The following is a 16,698-nucleotide window of genomic DNA, read 5'->3' on the forward strand; positions in this document are numbered from 1 at the left end:
CAAGAACAACGGCGTCGATCCGCAGATCCTGACCGAGCGCTACGGCGCCGATACGGTGCGGCTCTACACCATGTTCACCTCCCCGCCCGAGCAGTCGCTCGAATGGAACGACGAGGGCGTCGAGGGTGCCTTCCGTTTCCTCAAGCGGCTCTGGTGGCTGGCCACGTCCGAGGCGGACAGCATCCGGGGCGCCGCCGATCCGGCGGCGAGCGATCTCGACGAGGCGGCCGGCGAGGCCCGACGCGAGATCCATAACGTGCTCAAAAAGGCGCGATTCGACTACGAGCGCCAGCAGTTCAATACGGTCGTTTCGGGCTGCATGACCTTGGTCAATGTCCTCTACAAGCTCGACCCGGACTCGCCCGCCCGCGGTGCCGTTTTGCGCGAGGGTTTGGCGATCGTGCTGCGGCTCCTCGCACCGATCGCGCCCCATATCACCCATCATCTGTGGCGCGAGCTGGGGTTCGGCGAAGACATCCTCGCCTCGACCTGGCCCGAGGTCGACGCCGCGGCACTCGTGCAGTCGACGATCGACTATGTGGTACAGGTCAACGGCAAGCTGCGCGATACCGTGAAGGTTCCCGCCGACGCGGATCGCGCGACCATCGAGGCCGCCGCGCTGGCGAGCGAGAACGCGCGCCGTTTCATCGGCGAGGCCACGGTGCGCAAGGTCATCGTGGTTCCGAACAAGCTCGTCAACATCGTCGCCAACTGATGCCGATGCCCACCGGCCGATCCGAGATATGCGTTCAAGCCCCGGCCGCCGGACGGCTCGGTGATGCGTCGCGCGCTCGCTCCGTGGCGTGGGGCCGCCCCGCCATGCTCCTGGTCCTGGGTCTGGTCTGTCTTGCTCAGCTCGGCTGCGGTTTTCGCTTGCGGGGTGTCGTGGAGATCCCGGCCGAGCTGAATCCGGTCTACATCCAGGCCGCCGGCAACTCGCCGGTACGCGCAGCCCTCGTCGATCAGCTCGCGGGCGGCGATGTCGTCCTGGCGGCCACGGCGGGCGAGGCCAACCTGATTCTGCGCATCCTCTCGGAGAGTCGGTATTCGCAAGTGGTGGCCGTCGACTCGGGCGGTCGCGTCCTGGCCTACGAGCTTCACTATCTGGTGAGCTACGACGCCGTCACGCCCGACGGGGTCCAGAAGGTGCCGGGCCAGTCGCTCGATCTGATACGCAACTTCGACAATCCCGATGTGGAGGTCCTCGGCAAACAGCTCGAAGAGGCACTGATCTATCAGGATTTCGCGCGCGACGCCGCGGACCGGATCCTGATGCGTCTGCGTGTGACGCTGTTCTGATCCGATCGGCCCGAATCCCGAGCCATGCGCCTGCGCTTCAACCAGCTCCAAGATGCCTTGTCCCGCGGTCTGGCCCCGGTCTACCTGGTCTGCGGCGACGAGCCCTACCAGCTTGGCGAGGCGGCGCGTCTGGTCCGGGAGGCGGCCCGCCGTCAGGGTTTCGCCGAGCGCGAGGTCCTGGATCAGGACGCCGCATTCGACTGGCACGCCCTGGCCGCCTCGGCCGATGCCATGTCCCTCTTCTCCTCGCGCAAGCTCATCGAGCTGCGCATCGGTACGGCGAAGCTCGGCAAGGACGGGGGGGCTGCGGTGCGCGCCTATTGCGATCGACCCTGTCCGGACAACCTGCTTCTGATCATCGCGCCCGAGCTGGACCGCAAGGAGCTGCTGAGTCAATGGGCCAAACGGGTCGAGTCGGTCGGTGCGCTGGTGCAGGTCTGGCCCCTGAAGGGGCGCGAGCTGGTGCAGTGGCTCGGGCAGCGTCTGCAGTCGATCGGGCTGCAGCCGGGGCCGGGTGTGGCCGAGCTGCTGGCCGAGCGTGCCGAGGGCAATCTGCTGGCAGCCGTGCAGGAGATCGAGAAGCAGCGTCTGCTGCGTGATCCGGGGCCGCTCGCACTCGACGATCTGCTCGGGAACCTCGCCGACAGTGCGCGCTTCGACCTCTTTTCGCTCACCGACGCGGCCTTGTCCGGAGACCGCGCTCGAACCCAGCGCGTACTCGCGGTTCTGCGTGCCGAAGGGACCGCGGATGTCCTGGTCCTCTGGGTCTTGGCGCGGGAGTTTCGGACCCTGGCCGAAGCGGCTGGAGCGCGCGCGGGCGGCGCGCGTGCACCGGGTGGCGGGGATGCGCGCATGCCTCCGCAACGTCTTGCGGCAATGGAGCGCGCCCTGTCGCGTCTCTCGCCGAGCCTGCTGCGCGCGTTGCTCCATCAGTGCTCGCTGATCGATCAGTCGATCAAAGGACTTGCCGTCGGCGACCCTTGGCATCGCCTGGCCGTAGTCGCCGATGCCTTGGCCGCCGGCGGTTTTCGGGCGGGTCGGCCGATCCCGCAGCGCTGAGGCGGGTTCGGCCGGGTCGTCTCGGTGTCCACGCAGCGACCGCTCCCGTCTGTTCTATAGCCTCTTTTCGGGCCCCTTTTCGGCTATACAGACCCGGGGCGCCGTCTTAAACTGATCCCGGATAGCTAGACTTAAACCGCGCCGGCTCCAACGCTCGTCAAGTCTGTCGGGGCCGCTCCCATCCAAAAACATCGCATACCGCGCTGAGCGCGCTTTAGGTTCGAGATGAGCGAACGACAGATCACCGATATCGACGCCTACATGGCTGACCTTGGACGCCGCGCCCGTGTCGCGTCGCGCGTTTTGGCGCGGGCGACGACCCGCCAGAAGAACGATGCCCTGTCGGCGATCGCCGACGCGATCGATCGCCGCCGCGACGCGATCGCCGCCGCAAACCGGATCGATCTCGAGCAGGGTGCGGCCAAGGGTCTGGATGCCGCGCTGCTGGATCGGCTCGAGCTCACCGAGGGCCGTGTCGACACCATGATCGAGGGCCTGCGTCAAATCGCCACGCTGCCGGATCCGATCGGCGCCATCACGGATCTGGATTACCGCCCGTCCGGTCTTCAGGTCGGGCGCATGCGCGTGCCGCTGGGTGTCGTCGGCATCATCTACGAGTCGCGGCCGAACGTGACCGCGGATGCCGCCGGGCTCTGTCTCAAATCAGGCAACGCAACCCTGTTGCGCGGTGGCTCCGAGGCCTTCGAGTCGAACCAGGCGATCGCGGCCTGCATCGAGCAGGGTCTGGTCGAGGCCGGTCTACCCGCCGACGGCGTGCAGGTGGTCGCCACGACCGATCGCGCGGCGGTCGGGGCGATGATCGCCATGCCCGAGTTCGTCGACGTCATCATCCCGCGCGGCGGCAAGGGTCTGATCGAGCGGATCAGCCGCGATGCGCGGGTCCCGGTCATCAAGCATCTCGACGGGATCTGTCATGTCTTCATCGACGCCCATGCGGATCTCGACAAGGCGTTCGACATCGCCATGAACGCCAAGACGCAGCGCTACGGCACCTGCAACACCATGGAGACCCTCTTGGTGGACGAGTCCGTCGCGGCGACCATCCTGCCGCGCCTGGCTGCCGGCTATCGCGAGAAAGGTGTCGAGCTGCGGGGCTGTGCGCGCACCCGCGAGATCCTGCCCGAGACGATCGTCGCGACCGAGGCCGACTGGGACACCGAGTATCTGGCCCCGATCCTCGCCATCCGGGTCGTCTCCGGGCTCGATGCGGCGATGGATCACATCGCCGCGCACGGCTCGGCCCATACGGATGCGATCGTCACGGAGGACTACAGCCGAGCCCGACGTTTCCTGCGCGAGGTCGATTCCAGTTCCGTCATGGTCAACGCCTCCACGCGCTTTGCCGACGGGTTCGAGTACGGACTGGGTGCTGAGATCGGGATCAGCACCGACAAGTTTCATGCACGCGGCCCGGTCGGACTCGAGGGTCTGAGCTCGGTGAAGTTCGTGGTGCTGGGCAACGGCGAGGTCCGCACCTGATGGTCGAGGGATTTCGCGGTGGTGTGTATTCGTCTGTCGGTCGCACCTCGACGCCTCGATGATCGGCATCCTCGGCGGCACGTTCGACCCCGTCCATTTTGGACATCTGCGCCCGGCGCTCGATTGTCTCCAGGCGCTCGGCCTGGACGAGATCCGGCTTGTTCCGCTCAATGTCGCGGTGCACCGTGCGCCGCCCGTCGCCTCCTCGGCGCAGCGCCTGGCCATGTTGGAGGCCGCGATCGCCGGACAGCCGGGATTCGTCGCGGACGCTCGCGAGATCGAGCGACCGGGCGGCTCCTACACCTACGACACCCTGATCTCGCTGCGCGCCGAGCTGGGCCGGGAACGTCCCTTGTGTCTGTTGATCGGCGCCGACGCCTTTGCGGGCTTCCTGGACTGGCATCGCCCGGCCGACATCCTGGACTTGGCCCATCTCGTGGTGATGCGGCGCCCGGGCGCGTCCGACGCGCTCGATTCTGCCCTGCAGGCGTTCTGCAGGGGACATATCCGTGACCGGGACGAGGACTTGGCCGAGACGCCGGCCGGCCGCATCCTCTTTCAGGAGGTGACCCAGATCGCTGTCTCGGCAACCCGTGTGCGCGAGCTGATCCGCCAGGGGCACAGTCCGCGCTGGCTCCTGCCCGATACGGTGATCTCGATCATCGGGGCGGAAGGTTTGTATCGGTGAGCCGGAGGCCCGCCGACCCGAAGGGCTACGTTTGCACCGTCGCCCCTCGGATCCGGCCAAGGGGGTATGGTCGTCGCCGCGGCTCGCGGTGCGACGCAAATCCCCTTGCGACCGCTCGTGTCGCGCCCCTAAACCGCGTCCAGAGCGACTTTAAGATCCTAAACCGTGCCAGCTCCGGCGCTCGTCAAGTCTTTCGGGGCCGATCCCGTCGAAAAATATCGCACAGCGCGCTGGGCACGGTTTAATTCATAAGCAGAGGAGATCGCATGCAGCTTGAGACACTTCGGGAACTGGTCGTCGAGACCCTGAACGACATGAAGGCCCGCGACATCGAGGTGATGGACGTGCGGGGCAAGACCGCCATCACGGACTATATGATCGTCGCCTCCGGCACCTCGGATCGGCATGTGAAGGCCATCGCGGAGACCGTGGCCTATAAGTCGAAGGAGGCGGGCGAGACCCCGCTGGGGATGGAGGGCGTCACCGAGGGCGAGTGGGCGCTGGTGGACCTGAACGGGGTCGTGGTGCATGTCATGCTCCCCAAGGTGCGCGACTTCTACAACCTCGAAAAGCTCTGGGCCGCACCGACTGCGGTTGCGAAGGTCGCCGCCGTTCCCGTTTAGAGGCCGATCCGGTGGACCGCTTCGACCGGATCTTCGAGCTCAACCGCATCCTTCAGGCGGCTCGACATCCGGTCTCGCGGCAGCGATTGCAGGAGGCACTCGAGTGCTCGCGCGCGACCATCACGCGTCTCATCGAGGACATGCGTCTGCACTTGAACGCCCCGATCGTCTACGACCGGGATCACAATGGCTACAAATACGATCCGGCCGACGGCGCCATGTACGAGCTGCCCGGTCTTTGGTTCAACGCCTCCGAGCTGCATGCCCTGCTGACGGTGCAGCAGCTCTTGACCAGCGTCGAGCCTGGTCTGCTCGATCCGCATCTCAAGCCGCTGCAGAAACGCATCGGCGATCTGCTCGAGCTGCAACGTCCCGGTTTCGACGGGCTCTCGGCACGGGTGCGCATCATGCAGGTGGGCGCGCGTCGCGGCGGTCGCCACTTTCAGACGGTCGCCGGCGCCTTGGCTCAACCTCAACGGCTCTGGATCCGCTATTTCAATCGCGGCGACGCTCGGCACAGCGAGCGCGAGGTCTCGCCCCAGCGTCTCACCTATTATCGCGACAACTGGTATCTCGACGCCTGGTGTCATCTGCGCGAGGGTCTGCGGACCTTCGCCTTGGATGCGATCGAGGCCGCGCTTCCTCTGTCCGCGACGGCCTTGCCGGTGGCGGACGAGGAGCTCGATCGACACTTCGCCGTCTCCTACGGGATCTTCGCCGGCACACCGCAGCAGACGGCGGTGCTGCGATTCAGCCCGGAGCTCGCCCGCTGGGTCGCGAAGGAGCACTGGCATCGGGATCAGGCGGGGCGATTCCTGGAGGACGGGCGCTACGAGCTGCGCATCCCCTACAGCAACGCGCTTGAGCTGACGATGGATGTGCTCAGGTATGGGCCGGATGTCGAGGTCGTCGAGCCGGCGATCCTGCGCGATCTGGTTCGGGATCGTCTCGCTGCCGCGCTCGCACGCTACGGATGATGCGTTCGGAGCTACCGCGGCTCGTCGCCCGGAACATCCTCGTTCAGGATCTGCTCGATGGTGAAGGGGCAGGCCGGCGGAAAGGTCTCCTCGGCGATGTGCTCGATGTCGGCCTGGTCGATCCGTCCGCTGCGCAGGAGCGCGGCTTGGGTGTTGGCCCAGGCGTAGAAGTCCGCGTCGTAGGTGCTCTCCATCGGTGTCCTCGGGGAATGGCTGCGGCGGTGCAGGTATGATTAGAATCGCCAAGGCGCCAAGGCGCAAAGAACGCGAAGTCAGACAAGGTGATCCGCCATGACATCGACCTCACGCCCAGCCCCGCTACTCTGTCTGGTCGCCGCGATCGCGGAGGACGGCGTGATCGGTCGAGAGAATCGACTCCCTTGGCATCTACCGGCCGACCTGGGCCACTTCAAGCAGCTGACGCTCGACAAGACGATCGTCATGGGGCGACGGACCTGGGAGTCCTTGCCCGGGCTCTTGCCGCGTCGACGCCACATCGTTCTGTCGCGTGATCCGGCCTTTCGTCCGGACGGCTGTCTCGTCGTAGATTCTCTGGATGCCGCGATCGAGGCGGCCGGGCCGGTGCCCGAGCTGTTGATCGTCGGCGGGGCGGCGCTCTATGCGGAGACACTCCCGCGGTCGGACGGTCTCTATTTGACCCTGGTGCATGCCGCTATCGAGGGCGATGCTTGGTTTCCGCGCTGGGATCCGGCGGCTTGGGCCGAGGTGAGCCGGGTCGAGCGTCCGGCCGACGAGCGCAACGCCTACGCCATGACCTTTCTGGAGCTGCGTCGCCGGCTTGTTCACTTCGATCCGGGCCGCAGATAGCCCACGCAGTCGAGCTGGATGGGTGTGATCGGCCTCTTTTCGTCTCCGTCGTTGGGGCTGTCGATCCGGATCGCCGTCAGCGCGCCGCCCCAGAGACAGCCGCTGTCCAGCCCCCAGACGTTGTGCTCGGCGAGATAGCCGATGGTGGACCAGTGGCCGAAGATGATCCGGTCATCGCGGGTGCGCCGATCCGGCATCCGAAACCAGGGCAGACGCCCGGCCGCTTGGCTGCCGATCTCGCCCTTCTCGCCCAGGGCAAGGGCGCCGTCCAACGCGCAGAACCGCAGTCGGGTGAGACAGTTGGTGATGAACCGCAGACGCTCGATGCCGGTCAGGTCGGGCGACCAGCGTTTCGGCTTGTTGCCGTACATCGCCATCAGATAAGTGCGGTAATCCGGGCCGCGCAGGGCCGACTCAAGCTCGTGCGCGCGGGCCTCTGCGTCCGCAAGGCTCCATTGCGGCGGCAGACCGGCGTGGATCATGGTGAAGCCCAGCTCCGGATCCCGATGCAGGAGTGGGCGATGGCGCAGCCAGTGCAGGAGCGCGTCGCGGTCCGGCGCCCGCAGCACCGCCTCGAGCGTGCTCTTGCCGGCGTGCCGGGTATTGCCCTCGGCCAACGCGAGGAGATGCAGATCGTGGTTGCCGAGGACGGTGACGGCGCGATCGTCCAGATCGTGCACGAACCGCAGCACGGCGAGCGATTCAGGCCCGCGATTGACCAGGTCACCGACGAGCCAGAGTCGGTCGACGCCGGGATCGAACCGGAGCCTGTCGAGCAATTGCCTCAGCTCCCGATAGCACCCCTGGATGTCGCCGACGGCATAGATGGACATGGTCGCCTCGGTCCCGGCAGTCCGGCTCAGTGAATGGTCATTGCGGACGCCAACGAGAAGGCCGGGATATCGGCATCGAAGCGGGTCCCGTCATCGCCGATCATGCCGTAGCTGCCATGCATGCTGCCGATCGGGGTGGCGATGATGGTGCCGCTGGTGTACTCGAAACGCTCACCCGGTTTCAGGTGTGGTTGCTCCCCGACGACACCCTCTCCCCTGACCTCTTGGGCCTTGCCGTCCGCGTCGGTAATGATCCAGTGCCGATCGAGCAGGCGTGCCGATTGGTCGCCGTGATTCTCGATCACGATCGTATAGGCGAACACATAACGCCCTTCTCCCGGGGAAGACCGTTCCGGTTGGTACTGACTATTGGCCGAAATCTTGATCGAAAACTCTTTCACCTGAACCTCCACGTCGCAGACAAGCGCATCTGATCGCGTGATAATACACATGGGCCAGTCGCGCGATCCAGGCGCATCGCAGCCCCACTCCATTTCGGTGTCCCGCAAGGACAGCGAGCCACGCAGCCAGAGTCGCAACATCAGGTCGGTTTATCGATGCGTCCCAAGTCATCTCCTCCCAAGCCCGATCTCGTGGTGTTGGTGATCGCCTTTGCGATCATCGGGATGGCAGCCACTCTGGCGTATCAGATCGGGCTCTACTCGGATGTCGAACGCACTCCGATCGCCAAGCAGGCAGTTGCGCCGAACGATTTCGGCGGCTGAAGACGACGCCGTCCGGGAGGATCGACAGCGATATCAACCGATTCTCTGCAGGGAGCGCCGTAGGCTGCACGCCGACGGCCTGTCCCGGAGAATCTCCGAGGCTCAACAACGCATCCGGTAGCAGCCTATGTCCGATAAACTCCGCGTCGCCGTCATCGGTGTCGGTTATCTGGGGCGCTTCCATGCCCTCATCTATTCGCGCATGCCGGATGTCGAGCTGGCGGGCGTGGTCGACGTCGACCCGGCCCGCGCCGCTGCGGTCGCTGCCGAGGCCGGATGTGCCGCCTATGCGCGGATCGAGGATGTCCTCGAGCGGGTCGACGCGGTCAGCATCGTGGTGCCGACGACCGCGCATCTGGAGGCGGCAACGCCTTTCCTCTCGCGCGGCATTCCGGTCCTGCTCGAAAAGCCGATCGCGGCGAGTCTGGCCGACGGGATCGAGATCGTCCGACTGGCGCGCGAGCATCATGCCATCCTGCAGATCGGTCATGTCGAGCGATTCAACGCCGGGGTCATGGCGCTCGCGCAGCGCATCCACGCGCCTGTCTATATCGAGGCCCAACGGATGGGCGGATTCACCGAGCGTGCGACCGATGTCGACGTGGTCTCCGACCTCATGATCCACGACATCGACATCATCCTCGCGTTGGTCGGCGGCCGAATCGCGAACATCTCCGCCGTAGGTGCCTCGGTGCTGACGGATCACGTGGATATCGCGAGTGCCCGATTGGAGTTCGACCAAGGGACCGTCGCCAACGTCGTGGCCAGCCGCGTCTCGGAGAAGACCACGCGCCGGATCCGGGTCTTCCAGCCGGGCAGCTACCTCTCGCTGGACTTCATCGAGCAGACCATCGATATCGCCGCGCCCCGCACCACTGCAGGTTCCGCACGCCCGGAAATCTCCCGCGAGCGCATCCGTGTCGAGCCGGTGAAGCCGCTGGATCTGGAGCTCGCCGAGTTCGTGCGCTGTATCCGCGAGGGATGCCCTCCGCTGGTGGACGGGCAGACGGGGCTGAATGCGCTCGAAGTCGCGCTGGAAGTGCGTGCCCGCACCGGGCATTAAACCGCGCCCGGCGCGATATGCGGTGTTGTTGGATGGGAGCGGCCTCGGCGGACTTGACGAGTGTTGGAGTCGGTTCAGTTTAAGATATTAAAAAATATATTATTTTAAGCCGAGTCCGGGCGCGGCATCCGTCGGCATCCGTTCGGCTCCCTGCATCTCGCCGGATCAATCGCCCGCACAGTGACCCTTGCTGCTGCCGGGCGAGCATGACGATGTCCTTGCGCCGGAACCTTCTGCCGCAGCGAGTGCCTGCACGCGTCGCCCCGGCCTTGCACGACTCCGGATCGCTGCGGGTGACATGTCCCCTCTCAGCCCGGGAATCGGTCGTAAATGGATTCCGACTCTCCGTAACAGGCGCAGGCTGCGGCTTGCAGGCCGCCCCGGTCGAGAACCCGGATGTCGCCGCGGCTATAGTGAATCAGATGGTGCTGCTGCAGCGCCGTCGCGGCCTTGGTCACGCCGTCCCGGCGCACCCCGAGTAAGAGGGCCGGGAACTCGTGGTCGGAATTCTTCTCGGGTTGCACTTGCGGTCTCCTCGTAGGCCGGTTGGAACGGAAACGCTCGGCAAGCGGGCGCGTTGCCGTGGGACACCGGGGCGAAGCTTTGCCGTCCAGCGCCGAGCCGTGATTCCGATGGGTCGCTGAACCGCGTCTCGGCCTGGGGGCTCCGTCCGCTTTCTAATGGTCCGCTGTAGAAATCCCGAGACCGTTTGAGCGCCTAGGCCGCCAAGGGCTTGCCCTGATAGGTCCATCGGAAGGGCCTGGCCATGGTCTTGTTGAAGACGTCGATGAAGCTGGAGATTGTCGCATTCAGATCCTCCACCGAGGTGGAATTGCCGCGACCGATGACTTTGCGCGCGAGGATCGAGAACCGCATCTCGATCTGGTTGAGCCAAGACGCATGCTTGGGGGTGAAGTGGACGACCATGCGGTAGCTGGGGTCGCGGAGGAACGTCTCACGCGTCGCCATCGCTTCGAGAATGCCGCACTTGCCTTTGAGGCCGAGGTCACCGTTGACGCCGATGGCCTCGGCAACCACACGCAGGATCGCTTGGGAGCAATGAACGTTGGGGTTGTCCATCACGAGATGCTAGGGGTTCGGGCGAGCGCGTGGCACGCATCACCACGCTCTGCGCCGCATGGTGTTGTCGCACGATGGCTTCAAGACGGTGGCGATGTTTCGTAGACAGATCGACGGGGACAGCAGCGCAGCGGGCCATGGTGAACAGGTGAAAGCAGAGGAAAGTTAAACTGTTCCAAATCATGTCGCATTAACCTGACAAACGGCATTAGGATTTCCGCTCTGGACCACTCGTGTGATTGGCCGGCGCCGTGGCTGGAGGCTCGCCGCTCGCGGCTGACTCCGGTCACCGGCGCGCAGGAGCGGTCGATCGCGCGGGTGCGGGCCCGGGACATGAACCGGGGTATCCTGATTGGATCGATTTCCCGACGGCAGGAGACCCCGAGATGCGTTTCTTCAACACAGAAGGGCCGATTCGCCCTGCGGATCATTACAGTCTGCCGCCGCTGAGTCGCTGGGATCTCGACGAGATCCTCCGCCTGATCGAGCAGAAGAAATACTTCCTGCTCCATGCCCCGCGCCAGACCGGCAAGACCACCTGTCTGCTGGCGCTGGCCGAGCATCTGAATCGCGAGGGTCGCTATCGGGCGGTTTATGTCAATCTGGAGATTGCGCAGACCGCGCGCGAGGATGTGGCGCGCGGCATGCGGGCCATCTGCGGGGCCATCGGCGCTGCCGCGCGGCGTGATCTGGGCGAGGAACGGCTCTACGCATGGACCGAGGAGGTCTGGCCGGCGCACGGGGCCGAGGGTGTGTTGAACGCCTTGCTGGAACGCTGGTGCCTCCAGAGTCCACAGCCGGTTGTACTGCTGCTCGACGAGGTCGATGCCCTGATCGGCGATACCCTGATCTCGCTGCTGCGCCAGGTGCGCGCCGGCTACACCCAGCGCCCGGAGGGCTTCCCGCAGACCGTGATCCTGTGCGGGGTGCGCGATCTGCGCGACTACCGCATCCATGCCAGCTCCGAGCGCGAGGCCATCACCGGCGGCAGCGCTTTCAACATCAAAGCCAAGTCGCTGCGATTGGGCGATTTCAGCGCCGACGAGGTGCGGACCTTGCTGCTGGAGCATACCGCCGAGACGGGGCAGGTATTCACGCCCGAGGCGCTGGAGCGGGTCTGGGCGCTCACGCAGGGCCAGCCCTGGCTGGTCAATGCCTTGGCCTATCGCGCCTGCTTCGAGCTGCCTGCGGGACGCGACCGGACTCAGCACATCACCCCGGCACTGATCGATCAGGCCAAGGAGGCGATGATCTTGGAGCGCGTGACCCATCTCGATCAGCTCGCTCATAAGTTGCGGGAGCCCCGAGTACGCCGCGTCATCGAACCGATGCTCGCCGGCACCGCTCTGGGCGACGTCCCGGACGACGACATCCAGTATCTGCTCGACCTGGGCTTGCTGCGCCAGGGCAGCGGCGGGCTGACGGTTGCCAATCCGATCTACCGCGAGGTCCTGCCGCGCACCCTGGCCTTTACCCCGCAAGCCTCCCTGCCGCAGATCAGTCCGACCTGGCTCAACACTGACGGTAGCCTTAATCCCGCGGGACTGCTGGAGTCATTCCTCGCCTTCTGGCGCCGCCACGGCGAGCCCTTGCTGCGCAGCGCGCCCTATCACGAGATCGCCCCGCACTTGGTGCTCATGGCCTTTCTGCATCGAGTGATCAACGGCTGCGGCACCCTGGAGCGCGAATACGCCATCGGCATGGGGCGGATGGATCTGTGCCTGCGCTACGGCACGCTGACCCTGGCGATGGAGCTCAAGGTCTGGCGCGACGGCGCCCCGGACCCGCTGGCCGAGGGGCTGATCCAACTGGACGCCTATCTGGCCGGCCTGGGGTTGGAAACCGGCTGGCTGGTGATCTTCGACCGGCGCGCCGATCAGCCGTCGATTGCCGAGCGCACAGCGAGCAGCACGACGGTGAGTCCGCAAGGGCGATGCATCCAGGTGGTGCGCGCCTGAGTGGCGATTCAGAAACACGCTGAACACTGTGACTAAGGCCTAAGATGAGGAGAGCGTCAGCGAAACCCATCCTCCAAACCGCCGTATAGCCGGATTTCGATCCGATGCCCTGTATCGCACAGAACGGCGTTGCAAGAATAACCGCGCCCAAAATAGTTAGAGGCTTTCACTATGTAACTGTTCAAGCGCCGTGGTGACCTTGCGCTGAAATCTTGGGGCTCATCGGCATATTTGACCCGGCCGCGAGTTCGGTCACCCGCTGCTACCCTAGCCAAATGGCCTTCAAGTCGGGTTCGCCATCGCTCTTCCGCCCCAGGGGAACTGCCGATCCGCCGTAAGCCAATATGCACGTTTGAACGGCTGCGTCCGCCATTCCACTCGATTCGCGGTCTCGAGGATCGCGTACAGGCTGACTTGCCTCAGATCGACCCGATCGATGAGCGAGCGCAGATCGTTTTTCGAGCGCGCCTGAACCCCGTCGCGCTGGCACACCAGCCAGGCAACGGCCTCAGCCTCCGTCTCGTGGAGTTCGACCTGCAGACGTGAGCGATCGGGCCAGCGGCCCTTACTGTCATGGCCGACACACCCGCAGTCGATATGCCCAAGCTCGTAGGCGAGGGTCGCGAAGCGCGACGGCAGATCGTGCGCCAGAGCCCCTCAAAACTCCCCCTCGCGCACCGCTCCCGCTGGCCCGAGCGACTTGACCTTCGGCGTTCCGATCGGCCCGTTGTCCGCAATGATCCCGGCTCCCTTCTTGATCGACTTCGCAGCAACACTGTCCAGACCAGCCAGCTTCGCCGCGCCTTCGAGGGCCTTGCGCTCGGCATCGAAGTACTCGAACCACGGCAAGCCGGCACGCGTGTAATCCGCGGCCGTCGGCGGCGGCTGAGGCGGTCGATGGCCGGTGACCGAGAGATACCCCAGGCTGTTCAGCAGATGCACGAAGCAGCGTGAGCCGGCGGTCTGGTCCCACGCCTCCACGCCGTAGTCGTCGTCGTAGATCTCCTGGCGCATCAGTCCGCCGGGGGCGAGGCCCATCGATGGGCAGGGCTGCGCATCGCAGCACATCAGGGCATCCCCAGCGCCCCGTCTTGCTTCCGCCGCACGCAGCTTCTCATACACAGCCGCCTTCATCGGATAGACGACGATCTGAACGCCGCCATGCTCGGCGGTCCCCGTGAGCTGCTCCTCGGCGGTATAGCCCGCCCCGAGCGGCATCGCGACGAACTGACGGATCATCCCACGGCTCACCGCGAAGCCGTCCAGCCAGGGCTGCTCCGGCACCACCACATAATCCTGGCGCTTGCGTGCGAGCGGATTGCGCCAAGTCTTGCCGGTGACCGCGTTGATCTTCCCGGCCGCAATCTTGACCGCGCAGGGATAGCTCCCGCCGAAGTTGATCCACAAGGCTTCCGCCTGATACATCGGCAGAAAGACCCCGCCGTGGCGGATCCAGTCCGCGGGAACCGCGTCTTTGAAGTCATCCACGTGCTGCAACGGAAACGACCCCAATCCCGGCGGAAGAGGGTAGTCGCGGTTGTCGTCGGGGATCCGCAGGGTGCGCTGGAAATCGATCCGGCAAGCCGCCTCGGGATGGACATTCGGAAAGCTGAAGTCGAGTCGGTCGTTCTTGAGCTCGATCATTGACGTACTCCCTTGAGTGATCTACCAGTCGCCATCTCTGACTTCCCGCACCACCCGCAAGATCGCATCGTCCGGACACTCGCGCAGCTGGCGTAGAACCTCGGCGAACAGCCGCGGACGGGTCCGGATGATCGCCTGCAGATCTGACGAGACCTTGCCGGCCATCGCCAGCAGGACATCCACATCCTCATCGAGCTCGGCGGCGAGCTTGCGGATGGTCGCCTCCGACGGTGGCGCCACCTCCTCGCGCTCGACCTTGCTCAGATAGGCCGGCTCGACGCCGATGCGCTGGGCGACCTGGCGCAGCGAGAACGCCTTGTCGGCGGAGCGCCGGGCCTCGCGTTGGTCACGGATGTAGGCACCGAATGTCATGTGTTGTATATAGTACATGGCTTACGATCCGGCAAGCTGGGTGGTGGCGTCGCGCGAGCGGTCTCCAACTGCCTTGACTGAGGGCGGGGGGCGGAAGATCGTGAAGTCAATGACCGACCAGATGAGCCCCCGCACCCGACTCATCCCACCGGCTGCGTAAACCGACACCGCGGAAACGCCGAGCCCCCAGAACCGCTCCCCGCTTCTCGGCCCAGTCTTCAAGGTGCGCAGCACCAGCGGACTCGCGCACCTCGGGCAGAGACGCTCAGCCGCTGGATCGGCGCGGGTCTCGAGATGACGGACATGGGCGCGATGATGAGCTTGGGGTAGCTCACCCCGCGCCATCACCCTTGGCCTGCCTGAGAGGCCAGCAGGTCCAGCGTGCGAGCATCCGGCTTGCCGTCGAAATAGACCTGGATCAGCCGGTGAAACACCGACCCCTCGGGTGACACCTGGGCGAACAGGGTCGCGCAGGAGCGCAGCTTGAGATCATCCGGCGAGCCGAGGATCTCGTGTGCCGTGCGGCCCTGAACGGCGAGCATGGCCTCGGCGCATGCCCTGAGCCGCAGCCCGAGTACCGGATGGCCGAGATACGCCCGCGCCTCGTCGAGACCGCGAATCGCATACCGCCGCGCCGTCTCGCTGAACCCGAGCCCGTCGAGTTGCGGAAAGATGTACCACATCCAGTGCGTGCGCTTGCGGCCCGAGCGGATCTCGGCGAGGGCGCGGGTGTAGTCGTGCTCCTGGGCACGGAGGAAGCGGTTCAGGTCGCGGGGATCGTGGTTGGGGGACAGGGTGGGGTTCACGCCGAGGTCGCGCCGGTGATGGGACAGGGGCGCGATTACGAGGGCGCGGTCTCGCCATCCTGACCCTGGAGCAGCCGCACGAATTCGTCGGGGCGCTCCGGCGTGATCAGCCAGGGCCGCTCCGCTCCCAGCTCGATCCAGACCAGATCACGGCTGCGCGACACGTACAACTGGACGGGACCCCGGCGTTGCGTCCAGAGCCAGCCGAACGCGCCCCAGAGTCCCCCGGCCCCGAGCCGGAATCTCCAGCCCAGATCACGGCGCACGGCATGGCGGTCGATCAGACGCGCCTCCCGAATCAGGTCACGGCGGATGCGGCGGCGTTTCAGGGGCCAGACGACCTCCAAGCCGTCCTCGTCGAGGATGAAGGCGCGCGGGCGAAAGCGCAGCCAGACCCAGGCATAGATGACACAGATCACCAGCAGCGGCACGAGCAGCGCCAGCGAAAGCAGCAGCATCGCCAGCAGGAGGGTCACGGGGACCAGCAGCAGCACGAGGGTCAGCACCAGCACGTCGAGCGTCATCGGCGCCAGTCGGAAGTGATGGGTCATCGGGCGTGCCCTCCAAGGGAGCGATGCATTGAGCCGCATAGACGGTTGAGCGCGTGCGCCAGCCGCTGGGCCTGTCGATCCGCTACGGCAAGCTCAACCGCCCCACCACAAGCTCTGCGAGCTGCGTTGCCAGGCTCAGACGATCACCCGCGAACCGTCCCAGGCTGGTCAGGATGACCTGGTACGGCCCCACGAACAGCGTGAGCTGGCCGGTGTCCCCATCCCAACCAGCCGGTCCAGGCAGACCCTCGACCGAGACGGGAACAGCCACCTCGCCCAGCGCCCGGCGCAGCTCGTCCACATAGCCCGCGTAGGCGTGCGCCGGGTCAGCCGCGCCATGCGGCTTCACCAAGAGCCCCACACTGAGCATCGGCGCATCGGTATGGGCGTTGTCGAAGTTGCACATTGACACCCAGACGGGTGCGCGGCCAGTCGACTTGGGGTTGGGCGCGCCGACAACCGAGCCATAGACCGCCTCGACATCCGCCTGGGTCAGCAGCGCGCAGGCATCGACGGGAGGAGGCGTGGAGACCTCCGCGTGAACCGTGCCGTGGGGTCCGCACAGCATCGCGACAAGCAGGCAGGGGATCAGCAGCCGGAACCCGGCCCACCGGGAGCCGGCCGCGTGTTGGCTGAGTGGCATGGGTGACCTCGTCGTGGCTCGAATGTGGCCCTGCGGTGACATGATGGGT

Annotated in this window: 21 protein-coding genes; 11 read left to right on the forward strand and 10 right to left on the reverse strand. The window is 65.6% G+C overall.

Annotated features, from left to right (window positions below; translation table 11 throughout):
• The 7 genes from B4N44_RS05005 to B4N44_RS05035 all read left to right on the forward strand — a co-directional run.
• The coding region (locus B4N44_RS05005) for a class I tRNA ligase family protein (RefSeq protein WP_296697503.1) at positions 1-715 on the forward strand (715 nt) is incomplete at its 5' end.
• A gap of 104 nt (positions 716-819) precedes the next feature.
• The gene (gene lptE, locus B4N44_RS05010; protein WP_296697505.1) at positions 820-1,299 is read left to right on the forward strand and encodes an LPS assembly lipoprotein LptE; all 480 of its coding nucleotides are present in this window, start codon (positions 820-822) and stop codon (positions 1,297-1,299) included.
• A gap of 24 nt (positions 1,300-1,323) precedes the next feature.
• Complete coding sequence (holA, locus tag B4N44_RS05015) at positions 1,324-2,358, forward strand: DNA polymerase III subunit delta (protein WP_296697507.1); 1,035 nt, start codon at positions 1,324-1,326, stop codon at positions 2,356-2,358.
• Between the two features lie 225 nt (positions 2,359-2,583).
• A complete protein-coding gene (locus B4N44_RS05020; RefSeq protein ID WP_296697509.1) occupies positions 2,584-3,858 on the forward strand; it encodes a glutamate-5-semialdehyde dehydrogenase in 1,275 nt (424 codons plus the stop codon).
• A 58-nt stretch (positions 3,859-3,916) separates the two neighbouring features.
• Positions 3,917-4,546, forward strand: a complete 630-nt coding sequence (nadD, locus tag B4N44_RS05025) for a nicotinate-nucleotide adenylyltransferase (protein ID WP_296697510.1) — start codon at positions 3,917-3,919, stop codon at positions 4,544-4,546.
• A gap of 266 nt (positions 4,547-4,812) precedes the next feature.
• Positions 4,813-5,169: a ribosome silencing factor gene (gene rsfS, locus B4N44_RS05030; RefSeq protein ID WP_296697512.1), complete on the forward strand. Its 357-nt coding sequence runs from the start codon at positions 4,813-4,815 to the stop codon at positions 5,167-5,169.
• Positions 5,170-5,180: 11 nt separating this feature from the next.
• Positions 5,181-6,146: a helix-turn-helix transcriptional regulator gene (locus tag B4N44_RS05035; protein WP_296697513.1), complete on the forward strand. Its 966-nt coding sequence runs from the start codon at positions 5,181-5,183 to the stop codon at positions 6,144-6,146.
• 11 nt (positions 6,147-6,157) lie between these two features.
• On the opposite strand, the gene B4N44_RS05040 is transcribed toward B4N44_RS05035, so the two are convergent.
• Complete coding sequence (locus tag B4N44_RS05040; protein WP_296697515.1) at positions 6,158-6,340, reverse strand: DUF29 family protein; 183 nt, start codon at positions 6,338-6,340, stop codon at positions 6,158-6,160.
• A gap of 97 nt (positions 6,341-6,437) precedes the next feature.
• On the opposite strand from B4N44_RS05040, the gene B4N44_RS05045 reads away from it, so the two are divergent.
• The gene (locus B4N44_RS05045) at positions 6,438-6,974 is read left to right on the forward strand and encodes a dihydrofolate reductase (RefSeq protein ID WP_296697517.1); all 537 of its coding nucleotides are present in this window, start codon (positions 6,438-6,440) and stop codon (positions 6,972-6,974) included.
• On the opposite strand, the gene B4N44_RS05050 is transcribed toward B4N44_RS05045, so the two are convergent.
• Together B4N44_RS05050 and apaG are read right to left on the reverse strand one after the other, a co-directional pair.
• The gene (locus B4N44_RS05050; protein WP_296697518.1) at positions 6,950-7,807 is read right to left on the reverse strand and encodes a symmetrical bis(5'-nucleosyl)-tetraphosphatase; all 858 of its coding nucleotides are present in this window, start codon (positions 7,805-7,807) and stop codon (positions 6,950-6,952) included. The two genes, B4N44_RS05045 and B4N44_RS05050, sit on opposite strands and share 25 nt — an antisense overlap.
• 26 nt (positions 7,808-7,833) lie before the next feature.
• The gene (gene apaG, locus B4N44_RS05055) at positions 7,834-8,208 is read right to left on the reverse strand and encodes a Co2+/Mg2+ efflux protein ApaG (protein ID WP_040730330.1); all 375 of its coding nucleotides are present in this window, start codon (positions 8,206-8,208) and stop codon (positions 7,834-7,836) included.
• A 195-nt stretch (positions 8,209-8,403) separates the two neighbouring features.
• Here apaG and B4N44_RS05060 point away from each other — a divergent pair, with 195 nt between their 5' ends.
• Together B4N44_RS05060 and B4N44_RS05065 are read left to right on the forward strand one after the other, a co-directional pair.
• Complete coding sequence (locus B4N44_RS05060; protein WP_296697521.1) at positions 8,404-8,532, forward strand: hypothetical protein; 129 nt, start codon at positions 8,404-8,406, stop codon at positions 8,530-8,532.
• A 127-nt stretch (positions 8,533-8,659) separates the two neighbouring features.
• Positions 8,660-9,595: a Gfo/Idh/MocA family protein gene (locus B4N44_RS05065; RefSeq protein WP_296697523.1), complete on the forward strand. Its 936-nt coding sequence runs from the start codon at positions 8,660-8,662 to the stop codon at positions 9,593-9,595.
• Positions 9,596-9,903: 308 nt separating this feature from the next.
• Here the strand turns inward: B4N44_RS05065 and B4N44_RS05070 are convergent, their stop codons facing one another.
• Together B4N44_RS05070 and B4N44_RS05075 are read right to left on the reverse strand one after the other, a co-directional pair.
• Entirely contained in the window at positions 9,904-10,119 is a 216-nt protein-coding gene (locus tag B4N44_RS05070) for a helix-turn-helix domain-containing protein (RefSeq protein ID WP_296697524.1), read from the reverse strand.
• 193 nt (positions 10,120-10,312) lie between these two features.
• Positions 10,313-10,675 (reverse strand): transposase, encoded by a 363-nt coding sequence (locus B4N44_RS05075; RefSeq protein WP_296697526.1) that lies wholly within the window; start codon positions 10,673-10,675, stop codon positions 10,313-10,315.
• A 386-nt stretch (positions 10,676-11,061) separates the two neighbouring features.
• Between B4N44_RS05075 and B4N44_RS05080 the strand changes: the two genes are divergently transcribed.
• A complete protein-coding gene (locus tag B4N44_RS05080; RefSeq protein ID WP_296697527.1) occupies positions 11,062-12,633 on the forward strand; it encodes an ATP-binding protein in 1,572 nt (523 codons plus the stop codon).
• A gap of 657 nt (positions 12,634-13,290) precedes the next feature.
• Here B4N44_RS05080 and B4N44_RS05085 read toward each other — a convergent pair.
• The 5 genes from B4N44_RS05085 to B4N44_RS05105 all read right to left on the reverse strand — a co-directional run bounded on the left by B4N44_RS05085 (position 13,291) and on the right by B4N44_RS05105 (position 16,649).
• Positions 13,291-14,277, reverse strand: coding sequence for a hypothetical protein (locus tag B4N44_RS05085; protein WP_296697529.1), 987 nt, complete (start codon positions 14,275-14,277; stop codon positions 13,291-13,293).
• A 21-nt stretch (positions 14,278-14,298) separates the two neighbouring features.
• Positions 14,299-14,667, reverse strand: a complete 369-nt coding sequence (locus B4N44_RS05090) for a helix-turn-helix domain-containing protein (RefSeq protein ID WP_296697531.1) — start codon at positions 14,665-14,667, stop codon at positions 14,299-14,301.
• Between the two features lie 326 nt (positions 14,668-14,993).
• Positions 14,994-15,455 carry a DUF1810 domain-containing protein gene (locus B4N44_RS05095; protein ID WP_296697532.1) on the reverse strand — a complete coding sequence of 154 codons (462 nt, stop codon included), beginning with the start codon at positions 15,453-15,455 and terminating at the stop codon, positions 14,994-14,996.
• Positions 15,456-15,490: 35 nt separating this feature from the next.
• Entirely contained in the window at positions 15,491-16,006 is a 516-nt protein-coding gene (locus B4N44_RS05100) for a PH domain-containing protein (RefSeq protein WP_296697534.1), read from the reverse strand.
• An 82-nt stretch (positions 16,007-16,088) separates the two neighbouring features.
• The gene (locus B4N44_RS05105) at positions 16,089-16,649 is read right to left on the reverse strand and encodes a hypothetical protein (protein WP_296697536.1); all 561 of its coding nucleotides are present in this window, start codon (positions 16,647-16,649) and stop codon (positions 16,089-16,091) included.
• Between the last annotated feature and the right edge of the window lie 49 nt (positions 16,650-16,698).

This window comes from Thiocapsa sp. UBA6158, assembly GCF_002423035.1.
Lineage (GTDB): Bacteria > Pseudomonadota > Gammaproteobacteria > Chromatiales > Chromatiaceae > Thiocapsa.

Excerpts from the sequence above, each read along its gene's own strand:
- B4N44_RS05080 (WP_296697527.1), top strand. The coding sequence starts at position 11,062 with ATGCGTTTCTTCAACACAGAAGGGCCGATTCGCCCTGCGGATCATTAC.
- B4N44_RS05050 (WP_296697518.1), bottom strand. The coding sequence starts at position 7,807 with ATGTCCATCTATGCCGTCGGCGACATCCAGGGGTGCTATCGGGAGCTG.
- B4N44_RS05045 (WP_296697517.1), top strand. The coding sequence starts at position 6,438 with ATGACATCGACCTCACGCCCAGCCCCGCTACTCTGTCTGGTCGCCGCG.
- holA (WP_296697507.1), top strand. The coding sequence starts at position 1,324 with ATGCGCCTGCGCTTCAACCAGCTCCAAGATGCCTTGTCCCGCGGTCTG.
- B4N44_RS05075 (WP_296697526.1), bottom strand. The coding sequence starts at position 10,675 with ATGGACAACCCCAACGTTCATTGCTCCCAAGCGATCCTGCGTGTGGTT.
- B4N44_RS05105 (WP_296697536.1), bottom strand. The coding sequence starts at position 16,649 with ATGCCACTCAGCCAACACGCGGCCGGCTCCCGGTGGGCCGGGTTCCGG.
- lptE (WP_296697505.1), top strand. The coding sequence starts at position 820 with ATGCTCCTGGTCCTGGGTCTGGTCTGTCTTGCTCAGCTCGGCTGCGGT.
- B4N44_RS05085 (WP_296697529.1), bottom strand. The coding sequence starts at position 14,277 with ATGATCGAGCTCAAGAACGACCGACTCGACTTCAGCTTTCCGAATGTC.
- B4N44_RS05090 (WP_296697531.1), bottom strand. The coding sequence starts at position 14,667 with ATGTACTATATACAACACATGACATTCGGTGCCTACATCCGTGACCAA.
- B4N44_RS05100 (WP_296697534.1), bottom strand. The coding sequence starts at position 16,006 with ATGACCCATCACTTCCGACTGGCGCCGATGACGCTCGACGTGCTGGTG.
- rsfS (WP_296697512.1), top strand. The coding sequence starts at position 4,813 with ATGCAGCTTGAGACACTTCGGGAACTGGTCGTCGAGACCCTGAACGAC.
- B4N44_RS05020 (WP_296697509.1), top strand. The coding sequence starts at position 2,584 with ATGAGCGAACGACAGATCACCGATATCGACGCCTACATGGCTGACCTT.
- B4N44_RS05040 (WP_296697515.1), bottom strand. The coding sequence starts at position 6,340 with ATGGAGAGCACCTACGACGCGGACTTCTACGCCTGGGCCAACACCCAA.
- B4N44_RS05065 (WP_296697523.1), top strand. The coding sequence starts at position 8,660 with ATGTCCGATAAACTCCGCGTCGCCGTCATCGGTGTCGGTTATCTGGGG.
- nadD (WP_296697510.1), top strand. The coding sequence starts at position 3,917 with ATGATCGGCATCCTCGGCGGCACGTTCGACCCCGTCCATTTTGGACAT.